The sequence below is a fragment of the Collinsella sp. CLA-ER-H11 genome (assembly GCF_040092445.1).
GTDB lineage: Bacteria > Actinomycetota > Coriobacteriia > Coriobacteriales > Coriobacteriaceae > Collinsella.
The window spans coordinates 1-23,849 of the sequence record NZ_JBBNLN010000006.1 but is presented as its reverse complement, the minus strand read 5'-3'; the positions used below and the strand labels follow the sequence as shown (position 1 = coordinate 23,849).

Genomic DNA, 23,849 nt, shown 5'->3' with positions numbered 1-23,849 from the left:
TCTACTCAGATAGCCCGCAATGGCAGCTGGAATCCCTATGGTAACCGCCACGTCAGCATATCGGAACAACCTATAGCAGGCATATTACCCCCATCTGGTGGGGATGGTACTGGCAAGCACAACGGAATATGCCACATGACCCCAGGCGGAAAGCCATCGTTCACGAATCCGATAAAAGTTACCATAGGTACAGCATATGTGGGGATTTCCGCATGTCAGCCCCCTTGTTGACTGCCAGTCGTCACAGAATTAGACTGAAAATCGCATTGCAAGATTACAGGAGAAAAGGAAGCCTGCAAATGTCTGAGAATCAGTACAATGCGCCTGCTATGGAGCTCGTGGAATTCGGTAAGGAGGATGCCGTCTGCACCGCATCCACCGTCGAGGGCGGTAGCGGCGAGGATGGTCAGATCCCCGGCGGTCTTTAAAATTGTCTGTGTAAGTCTCGCGACCCGGGATTCCGATCCCGAGGAACGGAGGCACGCATGGTGAACTGCATCCCAAAACTTGGACGGCTTAAATAAAGACTACGCCGCGAAGGACTGGCTCCGGAACTCCTCCGGGGTCAGTCCTTTCAGTTTAACCCGCCTTCGCCTCGTGTCCCAATGGTCGACGTACGCGGCCTGGCGGGCGGCGTGATCAGCCGAAGGGGAAGCGGGGCGCCGGGCGTCCGGATGCGTCATGCCGAAATGGCGCGAAGCACGCGGCTGAAAAAACTATAGAGACACGTCCCAGAAAACTCATTCGCGGAAAGTCTCGAGTGGGCGATGCAGCTAAAAAGCACCGTCCCAAAAAAGACTACTCTTGGAAGGCGCTGAGGCCGGGGGTCCAGGCGATGGTGGGGGTCGCGCCGTCGAGAACCTCGTTGATGGTGGCGGCCATGCCGGCAAGCAGGCTGTTCTCGCTTACGGTGAGCGTGTCGTAGCCGCCGGCTCGCATGAGCTCGCGAATCACCACGGCACCTGCCAAGATCACGCCCGCGCGCTTGGGTTGCACGCCCGGTAACGCGGCGATGCCCGCAGCATCCAGCGCGGACATGCGCTCGATAGCGGTCGAAACCTGCTCCAGCGAAAGCTCGCGCAGGTGCACAAAGCTCGAATCGTACGGCTCAAGCTCGTGAACGAGTGCCACGAGCGTAGTGACGGTACCACCCACCGCCACCAGGCGCTCGGCGCGCTCAAAGTCGACAGGCAGGCTCTCAAAATAGCCCGCAAACTGCTCGTTTGCCCAGCCGGCAGCAGCCGCAAGCTCGTCCGTTGACGGCGGCAGCGCCGAGAAAAACCGCTCGGTCACGCGACGGCAACCGATGTCCAGCGAGCGCGTTCCCTCCAGAGCAAAGATACCGCGCTCCGGTGCATAGACGCCCGTCGCGAGCTCCGTGGATCCGCCGCCCGAATCGGCAACGATGATGCGCTCGCCGGCAAAGTCGTGCGCCACGCCAAAAAACGTCAGGCGCGCCTCGACCTCGCCCGGAATCACCTGCGGCTCAAGCCCCAGATCGCGCAGGCCGTCCAGCAGCAGCGCGGCATTGGACGCATCGCGCGCGGCGCTCGTGCACGTGGTGCAGACGCACGCGGCCCCAAAGGCACGGGCCTCGTCCACAAACATTCGGCACGCAGCGAGCACGCGTTCAACGGCCGCCTCGCAAAAGCGCCCCGTCGCGTCCACGCCCTCGCCCAAGTCGGTAATCTCGGTATGCTTGGACGATTCCACGATCGCCCCGCCCTCGACCTGGGCCAGCACCAGTCGCGACGACACCGTTCCCAGGTCAATCGCCGCCACCTTATATCGTTTGTCGCGATGCGTCATTGCAGGCTCCCCTCCGGGCGCTATTTGCCGTTGGACACGACCGTCTGGCCCTCGACGCCGTTAAATCCAAACAGCATATCGAGCGTCTGGATGTACCACGGCGCGTCCTTGCCGACCTCTTCGATCTCTTTGGCGACTTCACTGGCCTTCTTGGCGTTCGAGGACTTTTTGCTCGACGACGAGTCCGAATCATCGTCCAGGCCCAGCACGTCAATCTTGGTCTCGCCGGGCATCACCAGGCCCAGGTCCTCGGTCGCCGCGTCCTTAATGCCCTCCTCCGAGAGCAGTTTGTCGACGCTTTTCTGCAAGTCGTCGTTGTACTGCCGGCGAATCTCGACCTGCTTGGCCAAGATATCGCTCGAGCGCTTGGCAACGTAGAGGTCGCGCACGGGAAAGTACAGGCTCACGAGCACCAGGACGACGACAATGCCAATAAACAGCCCGCGCTGGGGTCCATGGGTAAAGTCGTAGATCGCCTTGACCACCGCGTTGTCGTTGGCGTAGCGCATAAAGTCCGAACCGGAGAGACGGCTCGAGGGCCTGGTCGACTTTTCGTGTGTTTGAGCCGAGGGACGCTGAGCATGCATCGGGCGCGCCGAACGTGGCGGGCGGTCCGTCGGCATATTCATTTGAGCACGGGGGCGTGAGGCGCTTGCCGGACGCTGTGCGCGGCGATCGACGCCGGCGTAGTCGGACCCGCCGAGCTGCACGGTACCCGTACGGCGAGGCGACGGCTCGCGCGAACCGGCGGAATAATACCTGTTGTCGTAAATCTGATCCATGTGCGCCTTGTGCGGTTGAGGTTTGTTTGCGCTAAGTCCTTTAGTTATAGCACGAGCGCCCGCACCGCCTTCGTCAGCCTTTGCTCGACATAAAAAAGGCGCTGAGCCGTATGGCCCAGCGCCCAATGGTGCTCAACAGTGCCCGGCGGAAGCGAGGCGAATCCGAGTCAGCCCCGCACACGCCGCTGCCTAGCGAATGTTGTAGAACGCAGACTTGCCGGCGTAGCGCGCGCTGCCCTCGAGCTCGTCCTCGATGCGGATGAGCTGGTTGTACTTGGCGATGCGGTCGCTGCGGCACGGGGCACCCGACTTGATCTGACCGGCGTTAACACCCACGACCAGGTCGGCGATCGTGGAGTCCTCGGTCTCGCCGGAACGGTGGCTCACGATGCAAGCGTAGCCGGCCTCCTTGGCAGTCTCGATAGCCTCGAGCGACTCGGTGAGCGTGCCAATCTGGTTGACCTTGACCAGGATCGAATTGGCGGCACCCAGCTCGATGCCCTTCTTAAGGCGCTCGGTGTTGGTGACGAACAGGTCGTCGCCTACGAGCTGCACCTTATTGCCAATGCGGCGGGTGAGCTCAACCCAGCCGTCCCAGTCCTCCTCGGCCATGCCGTCCTCGATGGAGATGATGGGATAGGTGTCGACGAGCTTCTCCCAGTAATCAACCATCTGGGCGCTCGTGTACGCTACGCCCTCGCCCTTGAGCTCGTACATACCGGTCTCGGCGTTGTAGAACTCGGTGGACGCCGGATCCATGGCGTACATGAAGTCGACGCCGGGCTTAAAGCCAGCCTTCTCGACGGCCTTGGTAATGTACTCGAACGGCTCGGCATTGGTCTTGAGGTTGGGGGCAAAGCCGCCCTCGTCGCCCACGCCGCCGCCCAGGCCGGCCTCGTGCAGCACGCCCTTGAGGGTGTGGTAGACCTCGGCGCACCAGCGCAGGCCCTCGGCAAAGCTCGGGGCGCCCACCGGCATGATCATGAACTCCTGGAAGTCAACGTTGTTGTCGGCATGCACGCCGCCGTTGAGGATGTTCATCATGGGCGTGGGCAACAGGTGGGCGTTGACGCCGCCCAGGTACTGGTACAGTGACAGACCCGCCGACTCTGCCGCAGCGCGAGCAACGGCCAGCGATACGCCCAGAATGGCGTTGGCACCGAGCTTGGTTTTGTTGGGCGTACCGTCCGCGGCGATCAGCGCGGCATCGACGGCACGCTGATCGAAGGCATCGAGGCCCACGACGGCGTTGGCGCACTCGTTGTTGACGTGCTCGACGGCCTGCGAAACGCCCTTGCCCAGGTAGCGACCCTTGTCGCCGTCGCGCAGTTCACATGCCTCAAAGGCGCCGGTCGAAGCGCCCGAAGGCACCATCGCGCGACCGAAGCTGCCATCCTCGAGCACGACCTCGACCTCGACGGTGGGGTTGCCGCGGCTGTCGAGCACCTCACGACCGTAGACGTCCAAAATGTCACTCATGTTGTCTCCCTCTCACTTGGAAACGTAGTGGATGCAAGCGACCGGCTGACCGTGCACCGTCGGTGCGTCTCCGTAAGTTAGCCATGTCGCACTTTTTGCATTATGCCCTAAGTTAGCCGAGGGATACATATGAATTGGAGAAATCATTCTTTGGGGCGCTCGTTTTTGCACCGAGCATTCATCTCTAGAGGTCGACCCCCCCCATTAAATTCTTCTATCGGCATACCGTCTTTACCTGGCTTGCGAATGAAAGAGCCAATAATGTGCTTTTACATCGTGCAAAGTTCTGGATATCGTGCAATTCTAAGGGTCTGAAGTTCTGGATATCGTGCACGAGGTAGCCATGCTTAAACGAAAAGCCTATGACAAACTACTAAAATGGAAGCATGAAAGCGCTGGTAAAACAGCACTTCTTATTGAAGGAGCCCGCCGCGTCGGCAAGAGCACGCTTGCCCGCACGTTTGGAGAAACCGAATACAAGTCCTGCCTTGTCATTGATTTCTTTCAAGCACCTGCCGAAGTTAAGCAATATTTTGAGGACTATCGCACTGACTTCGACTCGCTCTTCCTCTATCTCTCGGTTTTCTATAACGTCAAACTCTATGAACACGAGACGCTTATCGTCTTTGACGAGGTCCAGATGTACCCGCAAGCACGCGGACTCATCAAGTATCTCGTTGCAGACGGACGTTACGACTACATCGAAACTGGATCCCTACTCAGCATCAAGCAGAACATTAAAGATATCGTCATCCCATCCGAGGAAGAGTCTCTGGAACTTGAGCCCCTCGACTTTGAGGAGTTTCTTTGGGGCATGGACGAAAAGGGGCTGGCCGATCTCATTCGCATGAGTTTTAACAAGATGAAGCCGCTCCCCGATGCCCTACATCGCAGAGCGCTCTCCCTTATGCGCGAATACATGCTCGTAGGTGGCATGCCTGAGCCGGTATCCATCTATGTTGAACAGCGCGCTTTTGCGCCTGTCGACGCTTCGAAGCGCCGAATCGTCCAGCTCTATCGCAACGATATCTCTCGTTTTGCAACCGGTTACGAATTCAGAGTCGTCTCCGTACTCGATGGCATCCCGGGTCAGCTCTCTAGGCACGAAAAACGATTCAAGCTTTCCTCACTTGATAAAAACGCACGCATGCGCACCTACGAAAAAGCCTTCTTTTGGCTGGCAGACGCGCGAATTGCCAATATCTGCTATGCCGCAAGCGAACCGAGCGTGGGCCTTTCACACAGCATGGAGCAAACGGCCCTCAAGTGCTACATGGCAGACACCGGCCTGCTTGTAACGCTTGCCTTCTCTGACAACAACGATACCGATGAAGACGTTTACAGGGCCGTGCTTCGCGGCGACATCGGATTGAACGAAGGAATGCTTACCGAAAACTACGTTGCCCAATCTCTAAAGGCCAATGGGCACAGGCTCTTCTTTTATTCCCAAAGCGGAAAGAAGGAGGGGGAGGAGCGCATGGAAATCGACTTCCTCGTTACCCGACCCTATGTCAATGCCGCCGGAAAGCCGCGCATCAGCCCCATCGAAGTTAAGTCGCCACGCAGATACGGAACCATCTCCCTCGACCGATTCCGCGCGCGCTTTAACAAGAAGATTGGGATGGCTTACGTGTTGTACCCTAAACAACTCGAGTGGGATGCCGAAGCGCAGCTGGCACATCTTCCGTTGTATATGGCTTTTTGCTTGTAGAGACCTCTCTACGAATGGATGTCGTGAGAGACGCAGGCCTCACTCGCTTGCTTTTGCTTGGTCCCACAGGTCGTTGAGTTGAGCGGTTGAGCAGGCGGCGAGGTCATCGCCCGCCTCGTGCACGGCGGCCTCCATCGCGGCCCAGCGACGGCGGAACTTTGCCGTGCTGGCGCGCAGGGCACTCTCGGCGTCGATCCCCTCTTTGCGCGCGACGTTGACCAAGGCAAAGAGCAGGTCGCCAAACTCCATTTCGCGCTCGGGCGAGCCGGGCTCCTCGGCCTCAAACTCGGCACGCTCCTCGGCAACCTCGTCCCACACATCTTGGACCGTCTCCCATTCAAAGCCCACGGCAGCCGCCTTGCGCGACACCTTCTGCGCCTGCATCAGCGCCGGCAGATGCGTGGGCACGCCGTCGAGCAGGCCCTCGGGCGCAGCCTCGCCCGCCGCCACGGCCTTGTCCTTGGCAGCCTTCTCGGCAAGCTTGACCTCGTCCCAGATCTTGAGCACCTCGTCGGAGCTCTCGGCGTCCGCATCGCCAAACACGTGCGGATGACGGCGAATGAGCTTGGCGTCGATATCGCGCGCCACGTCGGCCAGCGTAAACTCGCCGGCATCCGCCGCAATCTGCGCATGCAACACTACCTGCATGAGAACGTCGCCCAGCTCCTCGCGCAGGTGTGCCGCATCATCGGCCTCGATGCAGTCGAGCGCCTCGTAGGCCTCCTCGATCATGTTCTTGCCGATGCTGCGGTGCGTCTGCTCGCGGTCCCACGGGCAGCCATCGGGCTGACGCAGGCGCCAAATGGTCTGCACCAGATGCTGCAGCTCGGCCGACGCGTCGACCAGCGTGGACAGATCGCGCGAGCCCTCGGCATTTTGCTGAGCCATATGCTGTGCCACGGTTAGTCCTCCTCCATGATCACGTGGCGGAACGCGCCGCCCTCGTAGACGCCGTAGCTGTGCGTGCCGTCCTTGGGGATGCTCACGCTGCCGGGGTTGAAGAGCCACAGGCCCGGGTGCGCGGCGCTCTCCTCGTTGACCTTGATGTGCGTGTGGCCGTAGACGAGCGCGGAGCCCTCGGGCAGCGCGGGCACGTGGTCGACGCTGTTGTGCATGCCGGCGCCAAAGACGTGGCCGTGCGTCAGGAACAGCTCGCGGCCGGTCTCGTCGAACAGCGTGGCGTAGTCGGCCATAACGGGAAAGTCGAGCACCATCTGGTCGACCTCGGCGTCGCAGTTGCCGCGCACCGCGATGATGCGGTCGGCCAGGGCGTTGAGCAGCGGAATCACGCGCCTGGGAGCATAGTCGCGCGGCAGGTCGTTGCGCGGACCGTGATAGAGCAGGTCGCCCAGCAGGACGATGCGGTCGGGCTGCTCGGACTCGATGGCGGCGACCAGGCGCTCAGTCCAATATGCCGAACCGTGGATGTCGGAAGCGATGAGGTATTTCATGGGGAGATCCTTTCGAGATGGGGCTAATGTGGCTGGGCGTGGGATGTCGCCGGCCGCGCTATTCAAATCGCAGTGCCGCGCTCTGAGCTGCCTGCATCACGCGCTGGAGCGGCACGTTATGCTCGCAAGCGAGGCGGGAGCAGTCCTCGTACTCGGGCGCCGCGCGCTCACTGCCGTCGGGCAGGGTGGCCACTTTAACGGACACCTCGCCCCATGGCGTCGTTACGCGCTCAAAGCGGCGTGGTAGGCAAACGCGCTCCATAACCTGGCGGCGGATGCCATTGGTCGTGGTTTCCAAAAAGATAATCGTCTGTAGGCGTTCGATATCCTCGTGGGTGCAGATTACCTGCAGCTGCCAGCCGGGGCGGCCTTTCTTGCAATAGAGGGGCAGCCAATGCACCTCGCGCGCACCAGCCTCGCGCAGGCGGTCGGCGGCGTAGGCGAGCACCTCGGGCGATGCGTCGTCGATATCGCATTCCAGCTTGACGATGGTCTCGGGCGCATCGGTCTCGCGGGACAGCGGAGATTTGCTATCGCATGGCATACGGTCCGGCTCCTTTCCGCACGGGCTCGTTTTGTTCACCCAAACGCTAACACATCGCGGGCGGCGTGGATGTGGCGGAGCGCGATGAGCGCGATTTTCCCTGTCCGCAAGAAACCGACACCCCGGCGCGCTCGTCGCATCGGGGGCCGCGCCGTTACAATGGGGCGGATTCGCTTGACGCAAAGGAGCCGCCATGTCTGCTTGCCCGCTGGTCGATTGCCATACCCACACCTCGTTCTCGGACGGGCACGCCTCGTTTGAGGACAACGTCCGCGCTGCTGCTGCGGCCGGTTGCCGCGTCATGGTCTCGACTGACCACCTCACCCTACCCGCCAGCATGGATGCCAACTGCGAAGTGCAGGTTGTCGAGGGCGACCTGCCGGCACATCGTCTGGCTTTTGAGGACGCCCGCAAGCTTGCCGCGCAGATCGCGCCGGAGCTCGAGCTTATCTATGGCTTTGAATGCGATTGGTACGAGGGCTGCGAGCCTTTGGTCGAGCGCTGGTCAGCGGGTGCCATAGTGCGCTTGGGCAGTGTGCACTGGACTGGCGATCCGGGCGATATCATGGCCGGTGCTGCGGGCACGGCGGGGACGGAGGACGTCGCTCGTCCCGATACGCCCGATTCGCGCTGCGGCTGGATCGACGACGACACCAACCTGCACGTTTGGGAAAACCTGGGCGTGCGCGGCGTGTGGGAGCGCTATGTCGATGACTGGTGCCGTGCTTGCGAGAGCCCGCTCAACTTTGACGTGATGGCCCACCCCGACCTGGTCATGCGCTTTTCGAAGGAAGGCTTTGCGCCCGACTTTGACCCCGCGCCATTCTGGGAGCAGATGGCCGAGTGCGCGCACGATACGGGCCGCCGCGTTGAGGTCTCGACGGCCGCGCCGCGCAAGGGGCTCGACGATTACTACCCCGCGACCGGATTGCTGCGTTGCTTTGCCCACGCCGAGGTGCCGATTGCTTTTGGCTCGGACGCGCACCGCGCCTGCGATATCTGCTGGAACATCCGCGAGGCCCAGGCCCACGCCTACGACTGTGGCTATCGAACCTTCGACATCCCCCACCTCACCGGCGAATGGGAATCCACGCCCCTCGCCTAAGACTAGTCATTGGGGACACTCTTCACAAATGACCCCTTGGAGACGGAGGAAAACAGGTCGTTTTGCTCACCACCGACGCCCGTGCAACACCGCCCGCCAAAAAGAACGCCCGTTTACTACGATGAACCGCAAACCTCCGGCCATCGGCTTAATGCGGAAAATAAAACCGCAGGTAGAAGTGTTGACGATTTGCTCAAAACCGACGTGTGGTCAGCAGCTCCAGTTTCATCGTAGTAATTGGGCATGTTATTTGGCAGCGCCGGCAAAGACTGTCCCAAACGACTAGTCGTTTAAGAACGTCCCCAATGACTACCCAATGACTAGTGGCGGCGGGCGTTGAGTTCGCCGGCCAGTTCGTCGAGGGTGATGCCGTAGCGCTCGAGCGTCACGAGCAGGTGGTAGACCAGGTCGCCGGCCTCGTAGCGAATGTGATCGTGGTCGTTATCCTTGCAGGCCATGATCACCTCGCTCGCCTCCTCGGCAAGCTTCTTGAGCAGCTCATCCTCGACATCGGTCAACAGGCGAGCGGTATAGCTTTCCTGCGGCGACGCGTCGCGACGGTCGTGAATCACCTCGGCCAGCCCCGTCAGCGTATCGCCGATATTTCCATCCTGAACATTCGCTGTGCGCACACCCATGGTTCAATCCTTTCTGGTTGGCCAAGCGCTTAGCCGAGCGCCCGCCCTACGCGAGTTTCTTAAAGAAGCAGGTGCGGTTACCGGTATGGCAGGCCGGACCCGGCGAGTCGACCTTGACCAGCAGCGTATCGCTATCGCAGTCGGCCCAGAGCTCCTTGACCTCCTGCATGTTGCCGCTCGTCGCGCCCTTGTTCCAGAGCTCCTGACGGCTGCGGCTCCAAAACCACGTGGTACCGGTCTTGAGCGTCAGCCCCACCGACTCCTCGTTCATCCAGGCGACCATAAGCACCTCGCCGGTGTCATACTGCTGAACCACACAAGGAATAAGCCCACGGGCGTCGTATTTGAGCTCGGACGCAGTTGTCACTTGCTCCATTTAAAAATCCAATCTCACGGGAATTCCCTGCGACGCCATATACTCCTTCACCTGGCGAATGCTGAAGGTTCCAAAGTGAAAGACACTCGCCGCCAGCACGGCATCGGCCTCGCCCTCGATCACGCCCTCGGCAAAATGCTCGAGCGTGCCCACGCCGCCGCTCGCAATCACCGGGATCGGCACCGCGCGCGCCACGGCACGGGTGAGCGCCAAGTCAAAGCCAGCCTTGGTGCCGTCGCGGTCCATGCTGGTCAGCAGGATCTCGCCGGCGCCGCGACGAGCCGCCTCCTCGGCCCACGCCACCGCGTCGATACCCGTGGCGTTGCGGCCTCCCGCGGTAAAGATCTCCCACTTGTCGGCACCGGATGCGCCGGGCAAACCGACGCGCTTGGCATCGATTGCCACGACCACGGCCTGACTGCCAAACGCCGCGGCAGCCTGGCTGATCAGCGACGGGTCGCGCACGGCCGCCGAGTTGAGCGATACCTTGTCGGCACCGGCAGCCACCATGGTGCGCATGCCCGCCAGGTCGCGAAAGCCGCCGCCCACGGTATAGGGAATGGCCAGCTCCTCGGCAGCATGCGCCGCCATCTCGATGGTCGTCGCGCGGTTGTCGCTCGTGGCGGTAATGTCCAAAAATACGACCTCGTCCGCACCCTCGCGGTCGTAGGCGCGCGCCAGCTCCACCGGATCGCCCGCATCGCGCAGACTCACAAAGTTGACGCCCTTGACCACACGGCCGTCCTTGACGTCCAGGCAGGGAATCACGCGTTTGGTAAGCATAGGCTACTCTTCCCCTCGGACGGCGGCCAGCGCCTGGACCAGCGTAAAGTTGCCCTCGTAGAGCGCACGACCGGTGATGGCGCCTTCAATCGCGCCCTCACCCACCGCGGCCAGTGCGCGGATGTCGTCGAGCGTCGAGATACCGCCCGAAGCCACGACGGGAAAACCCGCAACCTCGGCCACATGGCGATACGCCGCCACATCGATGCCCGTCTGCATGCCATCGCGCGCGATGTCGGTATACACCAGATGCTTAAAGCCCAGCTCGGAAAGCTGCGCCACGGCATCGTCGAGCGCCACGCCCGCGCCGTCGCGCCAGCCGTTCACCCTGACCTGGCCGTCGCGCGCGGCAATGTCAGCCACCAGCAGCTCGCCAAAGCCTTGGGCTGCCACCTCGGCAAAACCCGGCTCGGTCACCAACACGGTGCCCAGCGCAATGCGGCGAGCACCATAGCCGGCCAACTCGTCGATGCGCGCGAGCGAGCGGACGCCGCCGCCCACGTCCACGGACAGACCGTCGACGCCGCAGATGGCCTTAATCGCCGCTGAGTTGGCAACGCACATGTCCTCGTCCTCGCCAAAGGCAGCGGACAGGTCGACGACGTGCACCCAGCTTGCGCCCTGCTCGGCAAACGAGCGGGCGACGGCCACGGGGTCGTCGGAATATACCTTGCAGCGGCTGCGGTCGCCGCGCTCCAGGCGCACGACCTTGCCGCCGATCAGATCGATTGCGGGAAATAGGATCATCGGCCACCCTCCTCGACGATGCTCACGAAGTTCTTAAGGATGCGCTGACCCAGCGCGGAGGATTTCTCGGGATGGAACTGGCAGCCCCACACGCTGCCATGGCGCACGATGCACGGGAAGCTCCGCGTATAGTGCGTGAGCGCCAGCACATCGGCGGCATCGGCGTCGTCGGCCACCGCATAGCTGTGGGTGAAATACATGTTGGCACCCTCGGCAAAACCGGCAAGCAGCGGATCGGCCGCACCGGCGGACGTCATGTGCACCTGGTCCCAGCCCACGTGCGGCACCTTCAGGCGGCTCGACTCCAAGCACGTGCACGAACCGCGCATAATACCCAGGCCATCGACCCAGGGACCACCAGCCTGCTCGGAGGCGCTGCCGTCGGCGACCACGCCCTCGTCCGCTGGCACGCCCTCGTTGCCGCGCTCAAAAAACAGCTGAAGGCCCAGGCAGATGCCGAGCAGCGGAATCCCGGCGGCGACGGCATCGAGCACGGCCGCCTCCTCGCCGCTCCGACGCATAAAGGCGATCGCGTCATAGAACGCGCCCACGCCCGGGATGACCAGGCCGTCGGCATTGCGGATCTGCTCCGGATCGTCCGACGTGCAGGCGGCGGCACCGGCGCGCGCAAGCCCGCGCACAACGCTCGACAAGTTGCCCTTGTGGTAGTCGACCACCACGATCTTCGGTTCGCCCACGCGACCCCTCCTCTTCTCATCATCCAAAACCACCACAAAGGTGCCTGTCCCCTTTGTGGTGGTTTTTGCCTTTTTGGCAGGTTACAGCGAGCCCTTGGTGCTGGGGATGCCTTGCACGCGGGGATCGAGCTCGCAGGCGTGGCGCATCGTGCGGCCCACGGCCTTAAAGGCGGCCTCGATAATGTGATGCGAGTTGCCGCCCGCCAGCTCGCGCACGTGCAGCGTGAGCTTGGCATCGCGCGCAAAGGCGTAGAAGAACTCGACGGCCAGCTCGGTATCAAAGCTGCCCACGCGCTCGGTCGGCACGGGCAGCTCGCAATAGGCCTGCCCGCGGCCCGAGATATCCACGGCGGCCATCACGAGCGTCTCGTCCATGGCAATCGCCGCGTCGGCAAAGCGCGTAATGCCCGCCTTGTCGCCCAGCGCTTGGCAAAACGCCTCGCCCAGCACAATACCCGTGTCCTCGACGGTGTGGTGCGCGTCGACCTCAACGTCGCCTACCGCATGTACCGTCAAATCGAACAGGCCATGGCGGCCAAAGGCGTTGAGCATGTGGTCGAAAAACGGCACGCCGGTCGAGATATCGCACACGCCGCTTCCGTCAAGGTCAAGCTTTACGACGATGTCGGTCTCCCCCGTCTTGCGGGTCACCTCGGCATAACGCCCCATCTACATCTCCTCCTTCACCAGCGCGGCAAACGCAGCCAGCACCTCATCGTTTTCCTGCGGGGTACCCACGGTAATGCGCAGACAGTCCGCAAGCCCCGGCGCGTAGCTAAAGTCGCGCACCAAAATCGAATACTCGTCGCGCAGGCGCTCGCGCACGCGCGTGGCATGCGGCGTGCGCACGAGCACAAAATTCGCCGCGCTCGGCCATGCCTCCACGGGCATGCCCTCGGCAGCCATTGCACGCAGGGCGCACAACTCGCGCTCGCGCTCGGATGTAACTTGCGCCACCACGGGCGCATACGCATCGCGCGCACGCACGCAGGCAAGCGCTGCTGCCTGACTCAGCACGTTGACCGAATAGATCTGGCGAATCGCCGCGAACACGTCGATGACCTCGGGTGCCGCGATCACGTAACCCAGGCGCGTGCCGGCGGCGCCAAACGCCTTGGACAGCGTATGCAGAATCACCAGGTTGGGATGCTCGGCGATAAGCCCTTGCGCAGTGGTGGCCGCGCCAAACGAATCGTCGGCAAACTCAACGTAGGCCTCATCGACCATCACCACGCCGGGGCAGGCATTGCACAGGGCCGCGACAAAGTCGAGCGGTGCCACGTCGCCCGTGGGATTGTTGGGCGAGGTCACAATCGCCAGGTTGCACGCCGGCGCCGCTGCGAGCACAGCTGCCTGGTCAAGCTCAAAGGTCGCGGGGTCGCGCCACACGTCGCGCACCTCGGTCTGGCAGAGCGACGCAAAGAACGCGTACTCGCTAAAGCACGGTGGGCAGTTGAGTAGAGTCCTCCCCGCGCCGCCAAACGCCAGCAGATAGTTATAGAGCAGCTCGTCGCCGCCGTTTCCCACGCAGATGTTCTCGCGCGTCACGCCATGCCAGGCAGCAAGCTCATCGCGCAGGTCGTTGGACATGGGGTCGGGATAGCGGTTGAGCGGCGTGGCAGCCAGGGCGACGTCGACCGCCTCGCGCACGCCAGCCGGCACGGGATAGGTGTTCTCGTTGGCCGAAAGGTTAATGCGCGTGGGCGTAAAGTTGGGATCATAGGGCTCAATGCCGGCCAAGTAGGGCTGGACGAGCTCCTTCATGCGGGGCGTGAGTTCGGCCATATTAGGCCTCCCCGCCGGTCGCGCCAGCGCCATCCGCGCCTGCAGCCGCCAGGTCCACGCCCTCGGCGACCGTCGCCACGGCATCACCCGGCCAGGCGACCTTGGTCAGGTCGGCCGCGGCCAGCGACTCAGCACTCACGGCATCCTCGCCCTGCTCCAGCACGCGGCGACGCAGTGCGGCCGAAAGCGCGTGCGCCCACAGGCCCTCGGCCTCGGCTAGACGCTGCGTGGCGGGAGCGTCGGAGAGCAGGCCCTCGGGCGTATAGCAAATGACGCTCGAGCGCTTGACGAACTCCTCCACCGAAAGCGGGTTGGAGAACATGGCCGTGCCGCCGGTCGGCAGCGTGTGATTGGGGCCGGCAACATAATCGCCGAGCGGCTCGGAGCTCCACGCGCCCACAAAGATGGCGCCGGCGTTGCGAATGCCGCCGAGCAGGCCCATCGCGTCCTTGCAGTGCAGCTCAAGGTGCTCGGGCGCCACAGTGTTCACCGCCTCGACGGCGGCAGCCATATCGGCGGCCACCACGATAGTGCCCTCGTTATCGAGTGAGGCGCGTGTGATCTCGGCACGCGGCGACTGCGCCACCAGAATGTCGATACCCGCCTCGACCTCACGCGCAAACTGCTCGTCGCAGGTCACCAGATAGCAGGCTGCCAGTGGATCGTGCTCGGCCTGGGCCATCAGGTCGGCCGCGACCACCATGGGCTTGGCCGTGGCGTCGGCCAGCACGCAGACCTCGGAGGGACCGGCGACCATATCGATACCCACGTCACCCGAGACAATCTGTTTCGCAGCGGCGACAAAGGCGTTGCCCGGGCCGGTGATTTTGTCGACGCGCGGAATGGTCTCGGTACCGTACGCCAGCGCGGCCACGGCCTGAGCGCCGCCCACCATATAGATTTCGTCCACGCCGCCGAGCTTTGCCGCGGCGAGCGTGTAGGGGCTGATCAGGCCGTCTTTTTGCGGCGGGGTCACCATAACCACGCGCTTGACGCCGGCGACCTTGGCGGGAATGGCATTCATGAGCACCGTGGAGGGATACTGCGCGCGACCGCCCGGCACGTAGATGCCGGCCGCCGCGAGCGGGGTCACCTTAACGCCGAGCATCGTGCCGTCCGCACGCGTGGTAAACCAGCTCTGCTCGACCTCGCGCTGGTGGAATTCGCGAATCTGGCGCGCAGCCTTCTCGAGCGCGGCGACAAAAGCCGGGTCGAGGCCTTCGAGCGCGGCATCAATCTGCTCTTGCGGCAGACGGAAGCTCTGCAGCTCAACGCCGTCAAAACGCCGACAGTAATCGCGCACCGCGGCATCGCCGTTGGCACGCACGTTGGCCACGATATCGCGGGCGGCGTCGACGATGTTTTGCGGCAGCACGCCCTTGCGGTTGAGCTGGTTGGTAACGAGACGCTCACCGGGAGCAAGCTTAATAGTCTTCATATCGGTATCCCCTATCGGTCGAGGTTATGTTCGAAAAACGAGAGGTCGGGCGGCGGCGCCAACGGCCCGCAGCCCAGACGTTGGGGCGCCCGTGCGTGCTCGCGCTATTGTGCCGAGCCCGCAACGGGCTCAAAATGCTTGTCCTTCACGGCCGCCGCCAGGCGGTCGGCCAGATTGCGTACGCGCGGATCCAGACGTGCGGCGCCCGGATTGACAAAGAAGCGGGCCGTGCAGTCCATAATGCGACCGGTGATGACCAGGTCGTTGTCGCGCAGCGTGGCGCCCGTGGCGGTGATATCCACGATACGGTCGGTCATACCGACAATGGGGCCCAGCTCGATGTTACCGTGCAGCGAAACGATGTCGACATTCACACCGCGTTCGGCATACCAAGCGCTCGCGATGCGCGGGTACTTGGTGGCCACGCGAAGAGAACCGCGACGGGCATAGTTGCGCTCGGCCTGGCCAGCGCGCCACGCGGGCTCCGCCTCGATAAACGTGCACAGGCCGTAGCCCAGGTCGACCAGCTGCAGCAGGTTGAGGTCTGCCTCGATAAGTGAGTCCCAACCGCAGATGCCGCAGTCGGCACCGCCACAACCCACAAAAGCGGGCGCGTCGCTGGGACGCACGATAACAAACTCGATATCGCCGACCGCACCCTCGCCGGCACGCGTGTCGCGGCCGCGCACGATCAGGTGACGACCGGGATCGCGCAGCTCCGAGACATCCAAGCCCGCGGCCTCGAGCACGTCGAGTGTGTCGGCCTTAAGCGAGCCCTTGGGCACGGCAATGCGCAGCGGACCCTCGGCGCCACGGCCCGCGGCGTGATCGCCATCGGAAGCAGCGTCCTCGGCCGAGGTGTGCGCGGCCTCCAGGCGCTCGAGCGAAAAGGCGAAGCCCGCCGCCGGCACCTCGATGCCATCGCCAAATGCACCGGTAAAGATGGAGTCGTAGCGTCCGCCCGAACCCACCGGATCGGGCAGACCGCCGGCATAGGCCTTAAAGACCAGGCCCGTGTAGTAATCAAACGAGTTCATGATGGAGAAGTCGAAGGACAGTACCTGGGCGTCCTCGGGAGCCAGGCCCTCGACCAGGGCGCGCAGCTCGCGCGTAAGCGACGCGACAATGCCCGCCGCCGCCAGCAGCGCGTCGACACGGTCGAGCACCTCGGCACCACCGTGCAGGCGCGGCAGCTCGCTAATGGCGGCCTTGACGGCCTCGGGCTCAGCACTTGCCGCCACGCGGGCATCGAGGCCCACAAAGTCGTTGGCGTGCACGCAGCGCAGCGCCTCGGCAGCCAGCTCGCGATCTTCGCACGCCGCAAGCAGTTCCTTAAACGGACGCACGCTGCCCGCGATAATGCGCGCACCGGGAAGTGCCAGCTTGCGCACGGCCTCGGCAACCAGTGAGACAATCTCGACATCACCCACGGTGTCGCCCGCGCCGATGAGCTCAAAACCCAGTTGCGTAAACTGACGCGAGCCACCGGCATTGCGCTGACACTCGCGGACCACCGGCGCCTCGTAGCGCAGGCGCAGCGGCAGATCGGCCGCACGCATGCGAGTCGAAACCAGGCGAACGATTGGCAGCGTGTTGTCGGGACGGACCACCAGCAGGCGACCGTCGTCATCAAAGAGCTTAAACGGCGTGTCCGCAATGCGGCCGCCCTCCTCGAGCGAGCCCTTGTCCTCGAGCAGCGGCGTCTCGACCGGAAGGTAATGATGATCCCTAAAGCAGCCCTTCACCGTCAGCGCAATCTCCTCGCGCGCCTGAGCCTCCTCGGGCAATATGTCCCGGAATCCCCACGGTGTGGCCGTCATCTGGTGAACCTCCTCATGCTGTGTTTCGTATAGAACAGAAGACCGGCATAGCTCCGCCGGTCTTCTGGGTACTTTAGCATACTAGAGTGCTTGCGGGGAAAATCCGTCGCAGCCGCTCACACCGTATTCATTTGGAAACATAGGATAGGTTGCCGCAACCCAACCCCACCTAGGCGCCAATCGCGCGACGATACTCTGCCATTACCTGCGCATCGGCAGCTGCGGGGTCGGCAAAATAGCGCCAGTCATAGGTCTCGGCCGAAACAACTCCGCGATAGCCGCGCGCCACCAGCCTATCCAGGTCGGCGCGCATATCGCGGTCGCCGTCACCCCAGGCAAGATGCGTCGTGCCGTCTGCCGCAACATCGACAAAATGCACGTGGGCGACATCATCGCCAAGCAGATCGAAATAATCGTCGATGGTATCCCCCGCCACCGCCATAGCGCCCAAATCCAGACACGCCTTAAGTGCCGGATGATCAACTGCCTCGATCATGCGCTTCGTATCGGCCGCCGAGTTCACGATCATCGACTCAACCGGCTGTAGGGCCTCGAGCACCAGTCGAACGCCGCACTCTCCCGCATGCTCGGCAATCGCACGCAGCATCGAGGAGCTGCGACCCCACGCGTCCTCGATCGGCTCGTTCAAAAATGCCCAGCCGCTCGAGACCATGACCTGCTCGGCTCCAAGTTCCGCCGCGATATCCACAACGTTCTTAAAGTACGCGAGCGTGCGAGCACGCGCCTCATTCCCGCGCGCCGCGATATTCCACGGCTTGGGGTTGTTCTGTTCGGGACAAAGCCCCACAATCCGAACCCCATACCGCTGCGACAGCTCCCGCACCTGCCCGAGCGAATCGTATCCATGGCAATCGACATACAGATGCATCGCCCCGGTCCAAAGCTCGCAACACGTATAGCCCGAGGCCGCTGCCGAAGAAAAGAATTCCTCAAGGTCAAAATAACGATGGCTGATATTCATGACGGCAAGCTGCGGATACTCCATCTTGTCCACCTTTCGGCAAAAGGGCGCCGCAGCACAGTGTGCGCGACGCCCCCTCTTACATTGTTCTCATTATGACGGATACTCTACTGGACACCAAGCACTCCAAAGAACGCACCAGCGATACTCACGAGCAGGATCACGAGCATGATAAGCAGAGGATTCATCTTCTTCTTGAGCATGAGATAGACGATTCCAAACAGCCCCATCGTGACAAAGCCCGGGAAGATTCCGTTGAGCAGCTCGGCCAGCGTCTGAGCACCATCGCCCGCGCCGACCATGAGCGGAATGTCCACGGTGACCATCTCCATGGTCATAGCACCGATCACCATGGCGCCCATGATAGAGGCCATCTTGACGATCGTGTCCATAATGCCCGATTCCTGGACCTTGCTGATCATGTCCGAGCCAAAGCGATATCCCACAAACGTCAGCAGGTAACGGATGATGTAGTGAGGGACGTTGAACACGAGCAGGAACAAAATCGGGCCAAGAATGGAGCCCTGCAGCGCCAGCGACGTGCCGACACCCGTTGCCAAAATTCGCAGCGTGCCCCAGTAGAAGGCATCGCCCACGCCGGACAGCGGTCCCATCAAAGCAAGCTTGACATTAGAGATCGCGCTCGTGTCAAAGCTATCGTCAGTAGCGTTGACCTCCTCCATTGCAGCGGCGATGGACATGGGGAGTGTCGAGATGTACGGCGTGACGTTATAGAGCTCCATATGGCGCTTAAGGGCGGCCTTAAAGTCCGCATCCTGCGGATACAGCTTTCGAAGGATCGGCATAAGGGCCCACATAAAGCCAATATGGCCCATACGCTCGTAGTTCCAGGAATGCTCATAGGGAATCGAGCGCCAGAACAGCTTCTTAAGGTCTGCGCGGGAAATCAGCCCGTCGTAAGAAGACTCAAACTTAAAACTCATCGAACCCACTCCCAATCGCAGGATCCTCGGTTGCCACTGCGGGCTGCTCCGCTTTTTTCTTATCACCCAAAACCGTCATCGCGACGACGATGATCGCGGCAAAGATCGCCACGCCCGTCGTGCTAATGCCAAAGTAGGCGACGAGGAAGAAGCCAGCGAAGAAGAACGGAGCCACCGTTTTGTTCATGATCATCTGAGCCAGCATCGCAAAGCCGAGTGCGGGCAAGAAGGCGGCGGCGACATCCATGCCGGTCTGAACGAAATCGGGGATGATGTTGAGCAGGCTGGCAACGGCATCGGCGCCAAAGAAGAATGCCAAGGGAATAATCAGCAGGCCGCACCAGCTCTGCGCGTAACCGGCGATGAGCATGTTGCGCGTGATGGCCTTGGTGTCCCCGTCCTCGACGTTTTTGTCGATACGGTGCACCAGCAGTAGCATCACCGGCTGGCCCAGGGCGGTATCGAGCGCCAGGACGATCGTTGCGATGGGAATGCCCAAGGTCAGGGCCGCCGAAGCGTCCGCGCCGGCCTGCATGGCAAGCGACACACCCAGAATGGTTCCGGAAATCGTATCGGGCGGGTTATACGCACCGACCGAGATGGCGCCGACCATGGCAAGCTCCATCGTGGCGCCCATGACCGTGCCGGTCACCATGTCGCCCATGACAAGGCCAACCAGAGGTCCGAGCACGATCGGGCGCTGGAGGTAGCTCGTGCCCGTCAGCCACTCGGAATAACCCAAAAGGGCGATCAGGAAAATCAGGATTGTCTTGATAACCATGATGTCCCCTAACCGATGACCTTCGCGGCGTCAGTCTTCGCATCTGCCGGAATCATCTGAATGAACAGCTCATAGCCCTCGCCGAGCAGCTCCTTCACGTAGGCCTCGTTCTCGGGCGTAAGGAACACGCTCGTCGAGACCTGGCGGGCGTCCTCGCTAAAGGCAACATTGCCGAGGTTAATCTTCTTGACGCCCATCGCCTTGGCGACGGCACCGGCCTGCTGGATCGTCTCGCAAACCACGAAAAGCTTGTACTTATCGGTCACACCGCTCTGGAGCGCCTTGACGGCATCCTCGGTGTTTTTGACGACGACCTTGCATCCTTCGGGCTTTGCAAGGGACAGGGCCTGCAGACGAAGCTTGTCATTGAGGACCGTGTCGCTCACCAACAGGATGCAGTCGGCACCCAGAGCCGAGGTCCAGCTAACGGCAACCTGGCCGTGCAGCAGTCGATAATCTACACGAATCATCTGAATCATGATGTGCTCCCTAGCGATTAAAACTCATCGAGTTCGGCCTGCCCCAGCAGGTCGTTGACGTACTTGACCTTGGTGTCGTCCGCCTCGACGATCTGGCGAATGGCCTCATCAATTGGGGTGGAGTCGGGCACGAACAGCAGCTGAATAAGGAGCGGCAGGTTCATATTGGTCACCAGGTGCGTGTTGGGGCGCGTCTGGACGATCTTGGTGAACTCATTGTTGACGCTGCCGCCAAAGAGGTCGGTGCACACGACAACTTCGTCGTCCGCAGCAAACCCATCGAGAACCGCCGTAGCCTCCTTGGCCAGGTCCTCGTTTCCGTCGACATACATAGACAGCGCATGGACGTTTTCGCGCTCGCCGGAAAGCAGTCCAATGCTCTCGACGATTCCGGACGCAAAATGAGCATGGGATGCAACGATAAACTGTCTCATTCGATTCCCCTTTTCTTGCGAATTTCGGCATAAAAATGCCCGGACGCATGCGCCCGGGCAGGGTGCTTCTTGATCAGTAGCTTATTTGTCACCGATTAGTAGTCGAACTGGTGATAGTAACGACGGTAGTTGAGGTTGTGCTTGGTGACCGTCTCGTAGTAAGCGGCAAGGCGATCGGTGATCAGCGAGGAGAGGATCCACGGAGACACGATGACGCGGAACTCGTCGTCAAGGCCGGGGATCGCGAACTCGGCGGTGTCGATGATGTTGATGTCGGTGTCGCCGGTCACGCCGCGGGTCAGGAACGCGCGGACGCGCTCGTCGAGCTTGCGGTTCTCGTCCTCGCCCATGAACAGGAACACGGGGACGCCGGGCTCCACGAGCTCGAGGGTGCCGTGGAAGAAGTCGGCCGAGGTGATGTAGCGGGTGCGCTTCCACTGCATCTCCTCGAGGATGCACATCGAGAACAGAATGGTCTCGCCCCACAGGGCGCCGGAGCCGATGAACATGGTGTAGGGGGCCAGGGCGTACTTCTTGGCGAGCTCCTCGGCGCGCGGCTCGAAGCTCTTGCGGATGTCGACCAGGTGGGTCCAAACATCCTTGGTCTGCTCAATAAACTTATCGAACTGCGGGAAGCAGCCACGGCGGTTGAGCAGGCGCAGGCCGAAGCAGTCGGCGAGGTAGTAGCCCATCTCGCAGCCGCCCGAACCATGGTCAGAAGCCATGGCGACGCAGTTCTCGGCACCCACAGCCTGGCCGATGGGGCCCTCGGGCTTGGTCATGGCGTAGACGCGAATGCCCTTTTCCTTCATCTTCTTGACGGCCTCGAGGACCTCGGGGGTGGTGCCGGACTCGGAGGCGGTGATCACGACGGACTTCTCGGTCATGCGCTTGTGGCCCATGGCGTTCCACTCGGCGGCGTGGATCAGGTAGACCTCGAGGTCGCGGTCGCCGAACTTGTTCATGAGGTACTCGAGCTGCATGAGCTCGTCCCAGGTGCCGCCGACGCCCATCAGGAACACGGCGTCGTAGCCCTCGTCGGCGACCTTGTCGGCGAGCGCGGTCATCTTCTTGCCGGTCTCGTAGAGCGCCTTGCCGTCCTCGAGATAGCCCTCCTGGCTAAAGTGCATGATCTCGATCTTCTCGGTTTCCTTCATGGCTTTTCCTTTCTGTCCTGCACGCGAATCTATACATCGCGTTTCTTTTCGATACCAATTATAGACATACACCCAACGTGTTTTTAATACCACTTTTCAATCTGTTCCAATCCTCGGTGAACGGTCGAAATTCTCTGGTGAGTGGTATTAAATTAGAATTTGATGTATAGCTAACGCCCCCGGCGTCTCCCTTGTGTGACAAAGAACAGCGTTCCTACCAGCGCAATAATGGTCGATGCTCCAAACAGTACCGTCTGGACGCCCAAAGCCTCCGCCAAAAACGGAGCCGCCAGCAGCGGCACCACGCCGGCGCTCATCAGGCCAAAACGCACAAAGCCGGTAATGCGCCCCAGGTATTTGATGTCGGCGCGCTCCTGAATCAAGATCATCTGCAGCGGCTCCAGGAACCCCCAGGCCAGACCGTTAATCGCCTGACCGATAATCGCGACCCCCAGCATATCGGTGCCCACGTACACCATGGACCCAATGCCCACGGCCATGAGCGCGCCGAGCAGCAATCGCAGGTTGACATGGCGAGCAGAAAGCTTGGTCAGGATGAACGCGCCCACCGAGGAAGTGAGGCCCACGACCGAGGACAGCCAGCCCAGCCAGACGATATCCACGTTGAGCACATCGCGGTAGAACAACGACTCCAGCGAATCGAACGCGCCAAACGCAAAGAAACCCAAAAAGCCCGAGATAAAGATGAGGCGCAGATCGTGGTCGCGAAACGTGAGTCGCGCACCCTCGGCCATACCGCCCAGAATACCGCCCTTCGGCTTCTCCCCTTTTGCGGGAGCAGCACACTCGTGACAGCCCAAGGAGAGCACGGCCGCCACACCCATCATGCCCGCCATGAGCAGATAGACCGATTGCGTGGCAAAACAGCTCACGATGGCACCACCGAGCAGCGGGCCAGCGGTATAGGCGATATTGCTGTAGAACACCATGAGGCCGTTCACGCGGGTACGACCCTCGGTGGTCGACTCCAGGTATCCCGGAAACGCATGCGTGCAGGTGTTGATAAAGCCGCCCGCAAGTCCCAAGACGCACGCGGCAAACACAAGCCCGGGGACAGACAACGGCGCTAACCCCACGCCAAGCGATAGCACTGCCGTAATCACGCACGTCACAAACGACGTCCGGCGCGGTCCAAAGCGATCGATGACCGAGCCCGACACCATATTGCCCACCGACGTCATAAGATTGCGCGCGAGCGTAATGGCGGCAACCAAAAAGGCCGTGCCGGCCAGATCATACGTGGCCGCACCGATAAGCCCCAAAAAGTAGACCGCGTTGTTGGCGCACCACTGCAGGGACTCAATAAGAATCAGCCTGACCTCTGCCGGCGTCAGGCGCATTGCTTCGCGACCCTTCGCGAACATACGAACTCCTTCTATACAAAAAGGGGATGGAGAGCATAGGCCTGCTCCATCCCCTTTCCAGGTTGCAACGAAAATCTATGCAGCCGGGCCCTTACGCCAGCACGCCGAAGAACGCGCCGATGATGCCCACGACCATGGTGGCCACGATCAGCACCATGGGGTTGATCTTCTTGGACAGCAGCCAGTAGTACAGCCAGAAGGCGATCATGCCGAGCATGCCGGGCATGATGCCGTCCAGGATGTCCTGGAGGGTCTGGGCGTCCTCGCCCGAGCCGATGGCCACCGGGATGCTGGCCCAGAACATGTCCTTGCACATGGCGCCCACGACCATGACGCCCACGATTCCCACGCAGGTCATGATCTTCTGCATGAGGCCGGTCCTCTGGGCCTCGTCCAGGAAGCCCACGCCCAGCTCGTAGCCCTTGACGGCGCCCCAGATGCGCAGCGCGAAGCCGGGGACGTTGTAGATGAGCAGGAAGGCGATGGGGCCGAAGGGGTTGCCGGCCTGGCACAGGCTGATG

General features: G+C 61.8%; 26 protein-coding genes. 3 read left to right on the top strand and 23 right to left on the bottom strand.

Annotated elements, in window-relative coordinates:
• Positions 1-299 precede the first annotated feature (299 nt).
• The gene (locus AAAX35_RS05705; protein WP_349117017.1) at positions 300-428 is read left to right on the top strand and encodes a hypothetical protein; all 129 of its coding nucleotides are present in this window, start codon (positions 300-302) and stop codon (positions 426-428) included.
• A 370-nt stretch (positions 429-798) separates the two neighbouring features.
• Here the strand turns inward: AAAX35_RS05705 and AAAX35_RS05700 are convergent, their stop codons facing one another.
• The 3 genes from AAAX35_RS05700 to eno all read right to left on the bottom strand — a co-directional run bounded on the left by AAAX35_RS05700 (position 799) and on the right by eno (position 4,070).
• Positions 799-1,809 carry a hypothetical protein gene (locus AAAX35_RS05700; RefSeq protein WP_349117016.1) on the bottom strand — a complete coding sequence of 337 codons (1,011 nt, stop codon included), beginning with the start codon at positions 1,807-1,809 and terminating at the stop codon, positions 799-801.
• Between the two features lie 20 nt (positions 1,810-1,829).
• Complete coding sequence (locus AAAX35_RS05695; RefSeq protein WP_349117015.1) at positions 1,830-2,591, bottom strand: hypothetical protein; 762 nt, start codon at positions 2,589-2,591, stop codon at positions 1,830-1,832.
• Positions 2,592-2,780: 189 nt separating this feature from the next.
• Positions 2,781-4,070: a phosphopyruvate hydratase gene (eno, locus tag AAAX35_RS05690; RefSeq protein ID WP_349117014.1), complete on the bottom strand. Its 1,290-nt coding sequence runs from the start codon at positions 4,068-4,070 to the stop codon at positions 2,781-2,783.
• 343 nt (positions 4,071-4,413) lie between these two features.
• Between eno and AAAX35_RS05685 the strand changes: the two genes are divergently transcribed.
• The gene (locus tag AAAX35_RS05685) at positions 4,414-5,781 is read left to right on the top strand and encodes an ATP-binding protein (RefSeq protein WP_349117013.1); all 1,368 of its coding nucleotides are present in this window, start codon (positions 4,414-4,416) and stop codon (positions 5,779-5,781) included.
• 39 nt (positions 5,782-5,820) lie between these two features.
• On the opposite strand, the gene mazG is transcribed toward AAAX35_RS05685, so the two are convergent.
• Genes mazG through larC form a run of 3 tightly spaced genes read right to left on the bottom strand, consistent with a single transcriptional unit; the run spans position 5,821 to position 7,776 of the window.
• Positions 5,821-6,681, bottom strand: a complete 861-nt coding sequence (gene mazG / locus AAAX35_RS05680; protein ID WP_349117012.1) for a nucleoside triphosphate pyrophosphohydrolase — start codon at positions 6,679-6,681, stop codon at positions 5,821-5,823.
• 2 nt (positions 6,682-6,683) lie between these two features.
• Positions 6,684-7,232 (bottom strand): phosphodiesterase, encoded by a 549-nt coding sequence (gene yfcE, locus AAAX35_RS05675; RefSeq protein ID WP_349117011.1) that lies wholly within the window; start codon positions 7,230-7,232, stop codon positions 6,684-6,686.
• Positions 7,233-7,290: 58 nt separating this feature from the next.
• A complete protein-coding gene (larC, locus tag AAAX35_RS05670) occupies positions 7,291-7,776 on the bottom strand; it encodes a nickel insertion protein (RefSeq protein ID WP_349117009.1) in 486 nt (161 codons plus the stop codon).
• A gap of 193 nt (positions 7,777-7,969) precedes the next feature.
• Here larC and AAAX35_RS05665 point away from each other — a divergent pair, with 193 nt between their 5' ends.
• Positions 7,970-8,881, top strand: coding sequence for a PHP domain-containing protein (locus tag AAAX35_RS05665; protein ID WP_349117007.1), 912 nt, complete (start codon positions 7,970-7,972; stop codon positions 8,879-8,881).
• Positions 8,882-9,201: 320 nt separating this feature from the next.
• Here the strand turns inward: AAAX35_RS05665 and hisE are convergent, their stop codons facing one another.
• The 17 genes from hisE to AAAX35_RS05580 form a co-directional block, all read right to left on the bottom strand.
• Complete coding sequence (gene hisE, locus AAAX35_RS05660; protein ID WP_349117006.1) at positions 9,202-9,519, bottom strand: phosphoribosyl-ATP diphosphatase; 318 nt, start codon at positions 9,517-9,519, stop codon at positions 9,202-9,204.
• A 46-nt stretch (positions 9,520-9,565) separates the two neighbouring features.
• Positions 9,566-9,895: a phosphoribosyl-AMP cyclohydrolase gene (hisI, locus tag AAAX35_RS05655; protein WP_349117005.1), complete on the bottom strand. Its 330-nt coding sequence runs from the start codon at positions 9,893-9,895 to the stop codon at positions 9,566-9,568.
• Positions 9,896-10,678 carry an imidazole glycerol phosphate synthase subunit HisF gene (gene hisF / locus AAAX35_RS05650; RefSeq protein WP_349117004.1) on the bottom strand — a complete coding sequence of 261 codons (783 nt, stop codon included), beginning with the start codon at positions 10,676-10,678 and terminating at the stop codon, positions 9,896-9,898.
• A 3-nt stretch (positions 10,679-10,681) separates the two neighbouring features.
• Positions 10,682-11,425: a HisA/HisF-related TIM barrel protein gene (locus AAAX35_RS05645; RefSeq protein ID WP_349117003.1), complete on the bottom strand. Its 744-nt coding sequence runs from the start codon at positions 11,423-11,425 to the stop codon at positions 10,682-10,684.
• Entirely contained in the window at positions 11,422-12,123 is a 702-nt protein-coding gene (locus AAAX35_RS05640; RefSeq protein WP_349117002.1) for an imidazole glycerol phosphate synthase subunit HisH, read from the bottom strand. The genes AAAX35_RS05645 and AAAX35_RS05640 overlap by 4 nt, the downstream gene beginning before the upstream one ends.
• 81 nt (positions 12,124-12,204) lie before the next feature.
• A complete protein-coding gene (gene hisB, locus AAAX35_RS05635; protein ID WP_195919704.1) occupies positions 12,205-12,792 on the bottom strand; it encodes an imidazoleglycerol-phosphate dehydratase HisB in 588 nt (195 codons plus the stop codon).
• Positions 12,793-13,908: a histidinol-phosphate transaminase gene (hisC, locus tag AAAX35_RS05630; protein WP_349117000.1), complete on the bottom strand. Its 1,116-nt coding sequence runs from the start codon at positions 13,906-13,908 to the stop codon at positions 12,793-12,795.
• Position 13,909: 1 nt separating this feature from the next.
• A complete protein-coding gene (hisD, locus tag AAAX35_RS05625; protein WP_349116999.1) occupies positions 13,910-15,346 on the bottom strand; it encodes a histidinol dehydrogenase in 1,437 nt (478 codons plus the stop codon).
• A gap of 104 nt (positions 15,347-15,450) precedes the next feature.
• Positions 15,451-17,166 (bottom strand): ATP phosphoribosyltransferase, encoded by a 1,716-nt coding sequence (gene hisG / locus AAAX35_RS05620; RefSeq protein WP_349116998.1) that lies wholly within the window; start codon positions 17,164-17,166, stop codon positions 15,451-15,453.
• Positions 17,167-17,335: 169 nt separating this feature from the next.
• A complete protein-coding gene (locus AAAX35_RS05615; RefSeq protein ID WP_349116997.1) occupies positions 17,336-18,172 on the bottom strand; it encodes a sugar phosphate isomerase/epimerase in 837 nt (278 codons plus the stop codon).
• A gap of 83 nt (positions 18,173-18,255) precedes the next feature.
• The gene (locus AAAX35_RS05610) at positions 18,256-19,092 is read right to left on the bottom strand and encodes a PTS system mannose/fructose/sorbose family transporter subunit IID (protein ID WP_117564887.1); all 837 of its coding nucleotides are present in this window, start codon (positions 19,090-19,092) and stop codon (positions 18,256-18,258) included.
• Positions 19,082-19,873: a PTS sugar transporter subunit IIC gene (locus AAAX35_RS05605; protein ID WP_349116996.1), complete on the bottom strand. Its 792-nt coding sequence runs from the start codon at positions 19,871-19,873 to the stop codon at positions 19,082-19,084. The genes AAAX35_RS05610 and AAAX35_RS05605 overlap by 11 nt, the downstream gene beginning before the upstream one ends.
• A gap of 8 nt (positions 19,874-19,881) precedes the next feature.
• Complete coding sequence (locus AAAX35_RS05600) at positions 19,882-20,352, bottom strand: PTS sugar transporter subunit IIB (RefSeq protein WP_099432278.1); 471 nt, start codon at positions 20,350-20,352, stop codon at positions 19,882-19,884.
• 17 nt (positions 20,353-20,369) lie between these two features.
• Positions 20,370-20,786, bottom strand: coding sequence for a PTS fructose transporter subunit IIA (locus AAAX35_RS05595; RefSeq protein ID WP_349116995.1), 417 nt, complete (start codon positions 20,784-20,786; stop codon positions 20,370-20,372).
• 95 nt (positions 20,787-20,881) lie between these two features.
• Complete coding sequence (locus tag AAAX35_RS05590) at positions 20,882-21,943, bottom strand: SIS domain-containing protein (RefSeq protein WP_349116994.1); 1,062 nt, start codon at positions 21,941-21,943, stop codon at positions 20,882-20,884.
• Positions 21,944-22,113: 170 nt separating this feature from the next.
• Positions 22,114-23,328, bottom strand: coding sequence for an MFS transporter (locus AAAX35_RS05585; RefSeq protein ID WP_349116993.1), 1,215 nt, complete (start codon positions 23,326-23,328; stop codon positions 22,114-22,116).
• Between the two features lie 91 nt (positions 23,329-23,419).
• Positions 23,420-23,849 (bottom strand): PTS system mannose/fructose/sorbose family transporter subunit IID (locus AAAX35_RS05580; RefSeq protein WP_349116992.1); only part of this gene is annotated, 430 nt, incomplete at its 5' end.

Excerpts from the sequence above, each read along its gene's own strand:
- AAAX35_RS05705 (WP_349117017.1), top strand. The coding sequence starts at position 300 with ATGTCTGAGAATCAGTACAATGCGCCTGCTATGGAGCTCGTGGAATTC.
- AAAX35_RS05700 (WP_349117016.1), bottom strand. The coding sequence starts at position 1,809 with ATGACGCATCGCGACAAACGATATAAGGTGGCGGCGATTGACCTGGGA.
- AAAX35_RS05695 (WP_349117015.1), bottom strand. The coding sequence starts at position 2,591 with ATGGATCAGATTTACGACAACAGGTATTATTCCGCCGGTTCGCGCGAG.
- eno (WP_349117014.1), bottom strand. The coding sequence starts at position 4,070 with ATGAGTGACATTTTGGACGTCTACGGTCGTGAGGTGCTCGACAGCCGC.
- AAAX35_RS05685 (WP_349117013.1), top strand. The coding sequence starts at position 4,414 with ATGCTTAAACGAAAAGCCTATGACAAACTACTAAAATGGAAGCATGAA.
- yfcE (WP_349117011.1), bottom strand. The coding sequence starts at position 7,232 with ATGAAATACCTCATCGCTTCCGACATCCACGGTTCGGCATATTGGACT.
- larC (WP_349117009.1), bottom strand. The coding sequence starts at position 7,776 with ATGCCATGCGATAGCAAATCTCCGCTGTCCCGCGAGACCGATGCGCCC.
- AAAX35_RS05665 (WP_349117007.1), top strand. The coding sequence starts at position 7,970 with ATGTCTGCTTGCCCGCTGGTCGATTGCCATACCCACACCTCGTTCTCG.
- hisE (WP_349117006.1), bottom strand. The coding sequence starts at position 9,519 with ATGGGTGTGCGCACAGCGAATGTTCAGGATGGAAATATCGGCGATACG.
- hisI (WP_349117005.1), bottom strand. The coding sequence starts at position 9,895 with ATGGAGCAAGTGACAACTGCGTCCGAGCTCAAATACGACGCCCGTGGG.
- hisF (WP_349117004.1), bottom strand. The coding sequence starts at position 10,678 with ATGCTTACCAAACGCGTGATTCCCTGCCTGGACGTCAAGGACGGCCGT.
- AAAX35_RS05645 (WP_349117003.1), bottom strand. The coding sequence starts at position 11,425 with ATGATCCTATTTCCCGCAATCGATCTGATCGGCGGCAAGGTCGTGCGC.
- hisB (WP_195919704.1), bottom strand. The coding sequence starts at position 12,792 with ATGGGGCGTTATGCCGAGGTGACCCGCAAGACGGGGGAGACCGACATC.
- hisC (WP_349117000.1), bottom strand. The coding sequence starts at position 13,908 with ATGGCCGAACTCACGCCCCGCATGAAGGAGCTCGTCCAGCCCTACTTG.
- hisD (WP_349116999.1), bottom strand. The coding sequence starts at position 15,346 with ATGAAGACTATTAAGCTTGCTCCCGGTGAGCGTCTCGTTACCAACCAG.
- hisG (WP_349116998.1), bottom strand. The coding sequence starts at position 17,166 with ATGACGGCCACACCGTGGGGATTCCGGGACATATTGCCCGAGGAGGCT.
- AAAX35_RS05615 (WP_349116997.1), bottom strand. The coding sequence starts at position 18,172 with ATGGAGTATCCGCAGCTTGCCGTCATGAATATCAGCCATCGTTATTTT.
- AAAX35_RS05610 (WP_117564887.1), bottom strand. The coding sequence starts at position 19,092 with ATGAGTTTTAAGTTTGAGTCTTCTTACGACGGGCTGATTTCCCGCGCA.
- AAAX35_RS05605 (WP_349116996.1), bottom strand. The coding sequence starts at position 19,873 with ATGGTTATCAAGACAATCCTGATTTTCCTGATCGCCCTTTTGGGTTAT.
- AAAX35_RS05600 (WP_099432278.1), bottom strand. The coding sequence starts at position 20,352 with ATGATTCAGATGATTCGTGTAGATTATCGACTGCTGCACGGCCAGGTT.
- AAAX35_RS05595 (WP_349116995.1), bottom strand. The coding sequence starts at position 20,786 with ATGAGACAGTTTATCGTTGCATCCCATGCTCATTTTGCGTCCGGAATC.
- AAAX35_RS05590 (WP_349116994.1), bottom strand. The coding sequence starts at position 21,943 with ATGAAGGAAACCGAGAAGATCGAGATCATGCACTTTAGCCAGGAGGGC.
- AAAX35_RS05585 (WP_349116993.1), bottom strand. The coding sequence starts at position 23,328 with ATGTTCGCGAAGGGTCGCGAAGCAATGCGCCTGACGCCGGCAGAGGTC.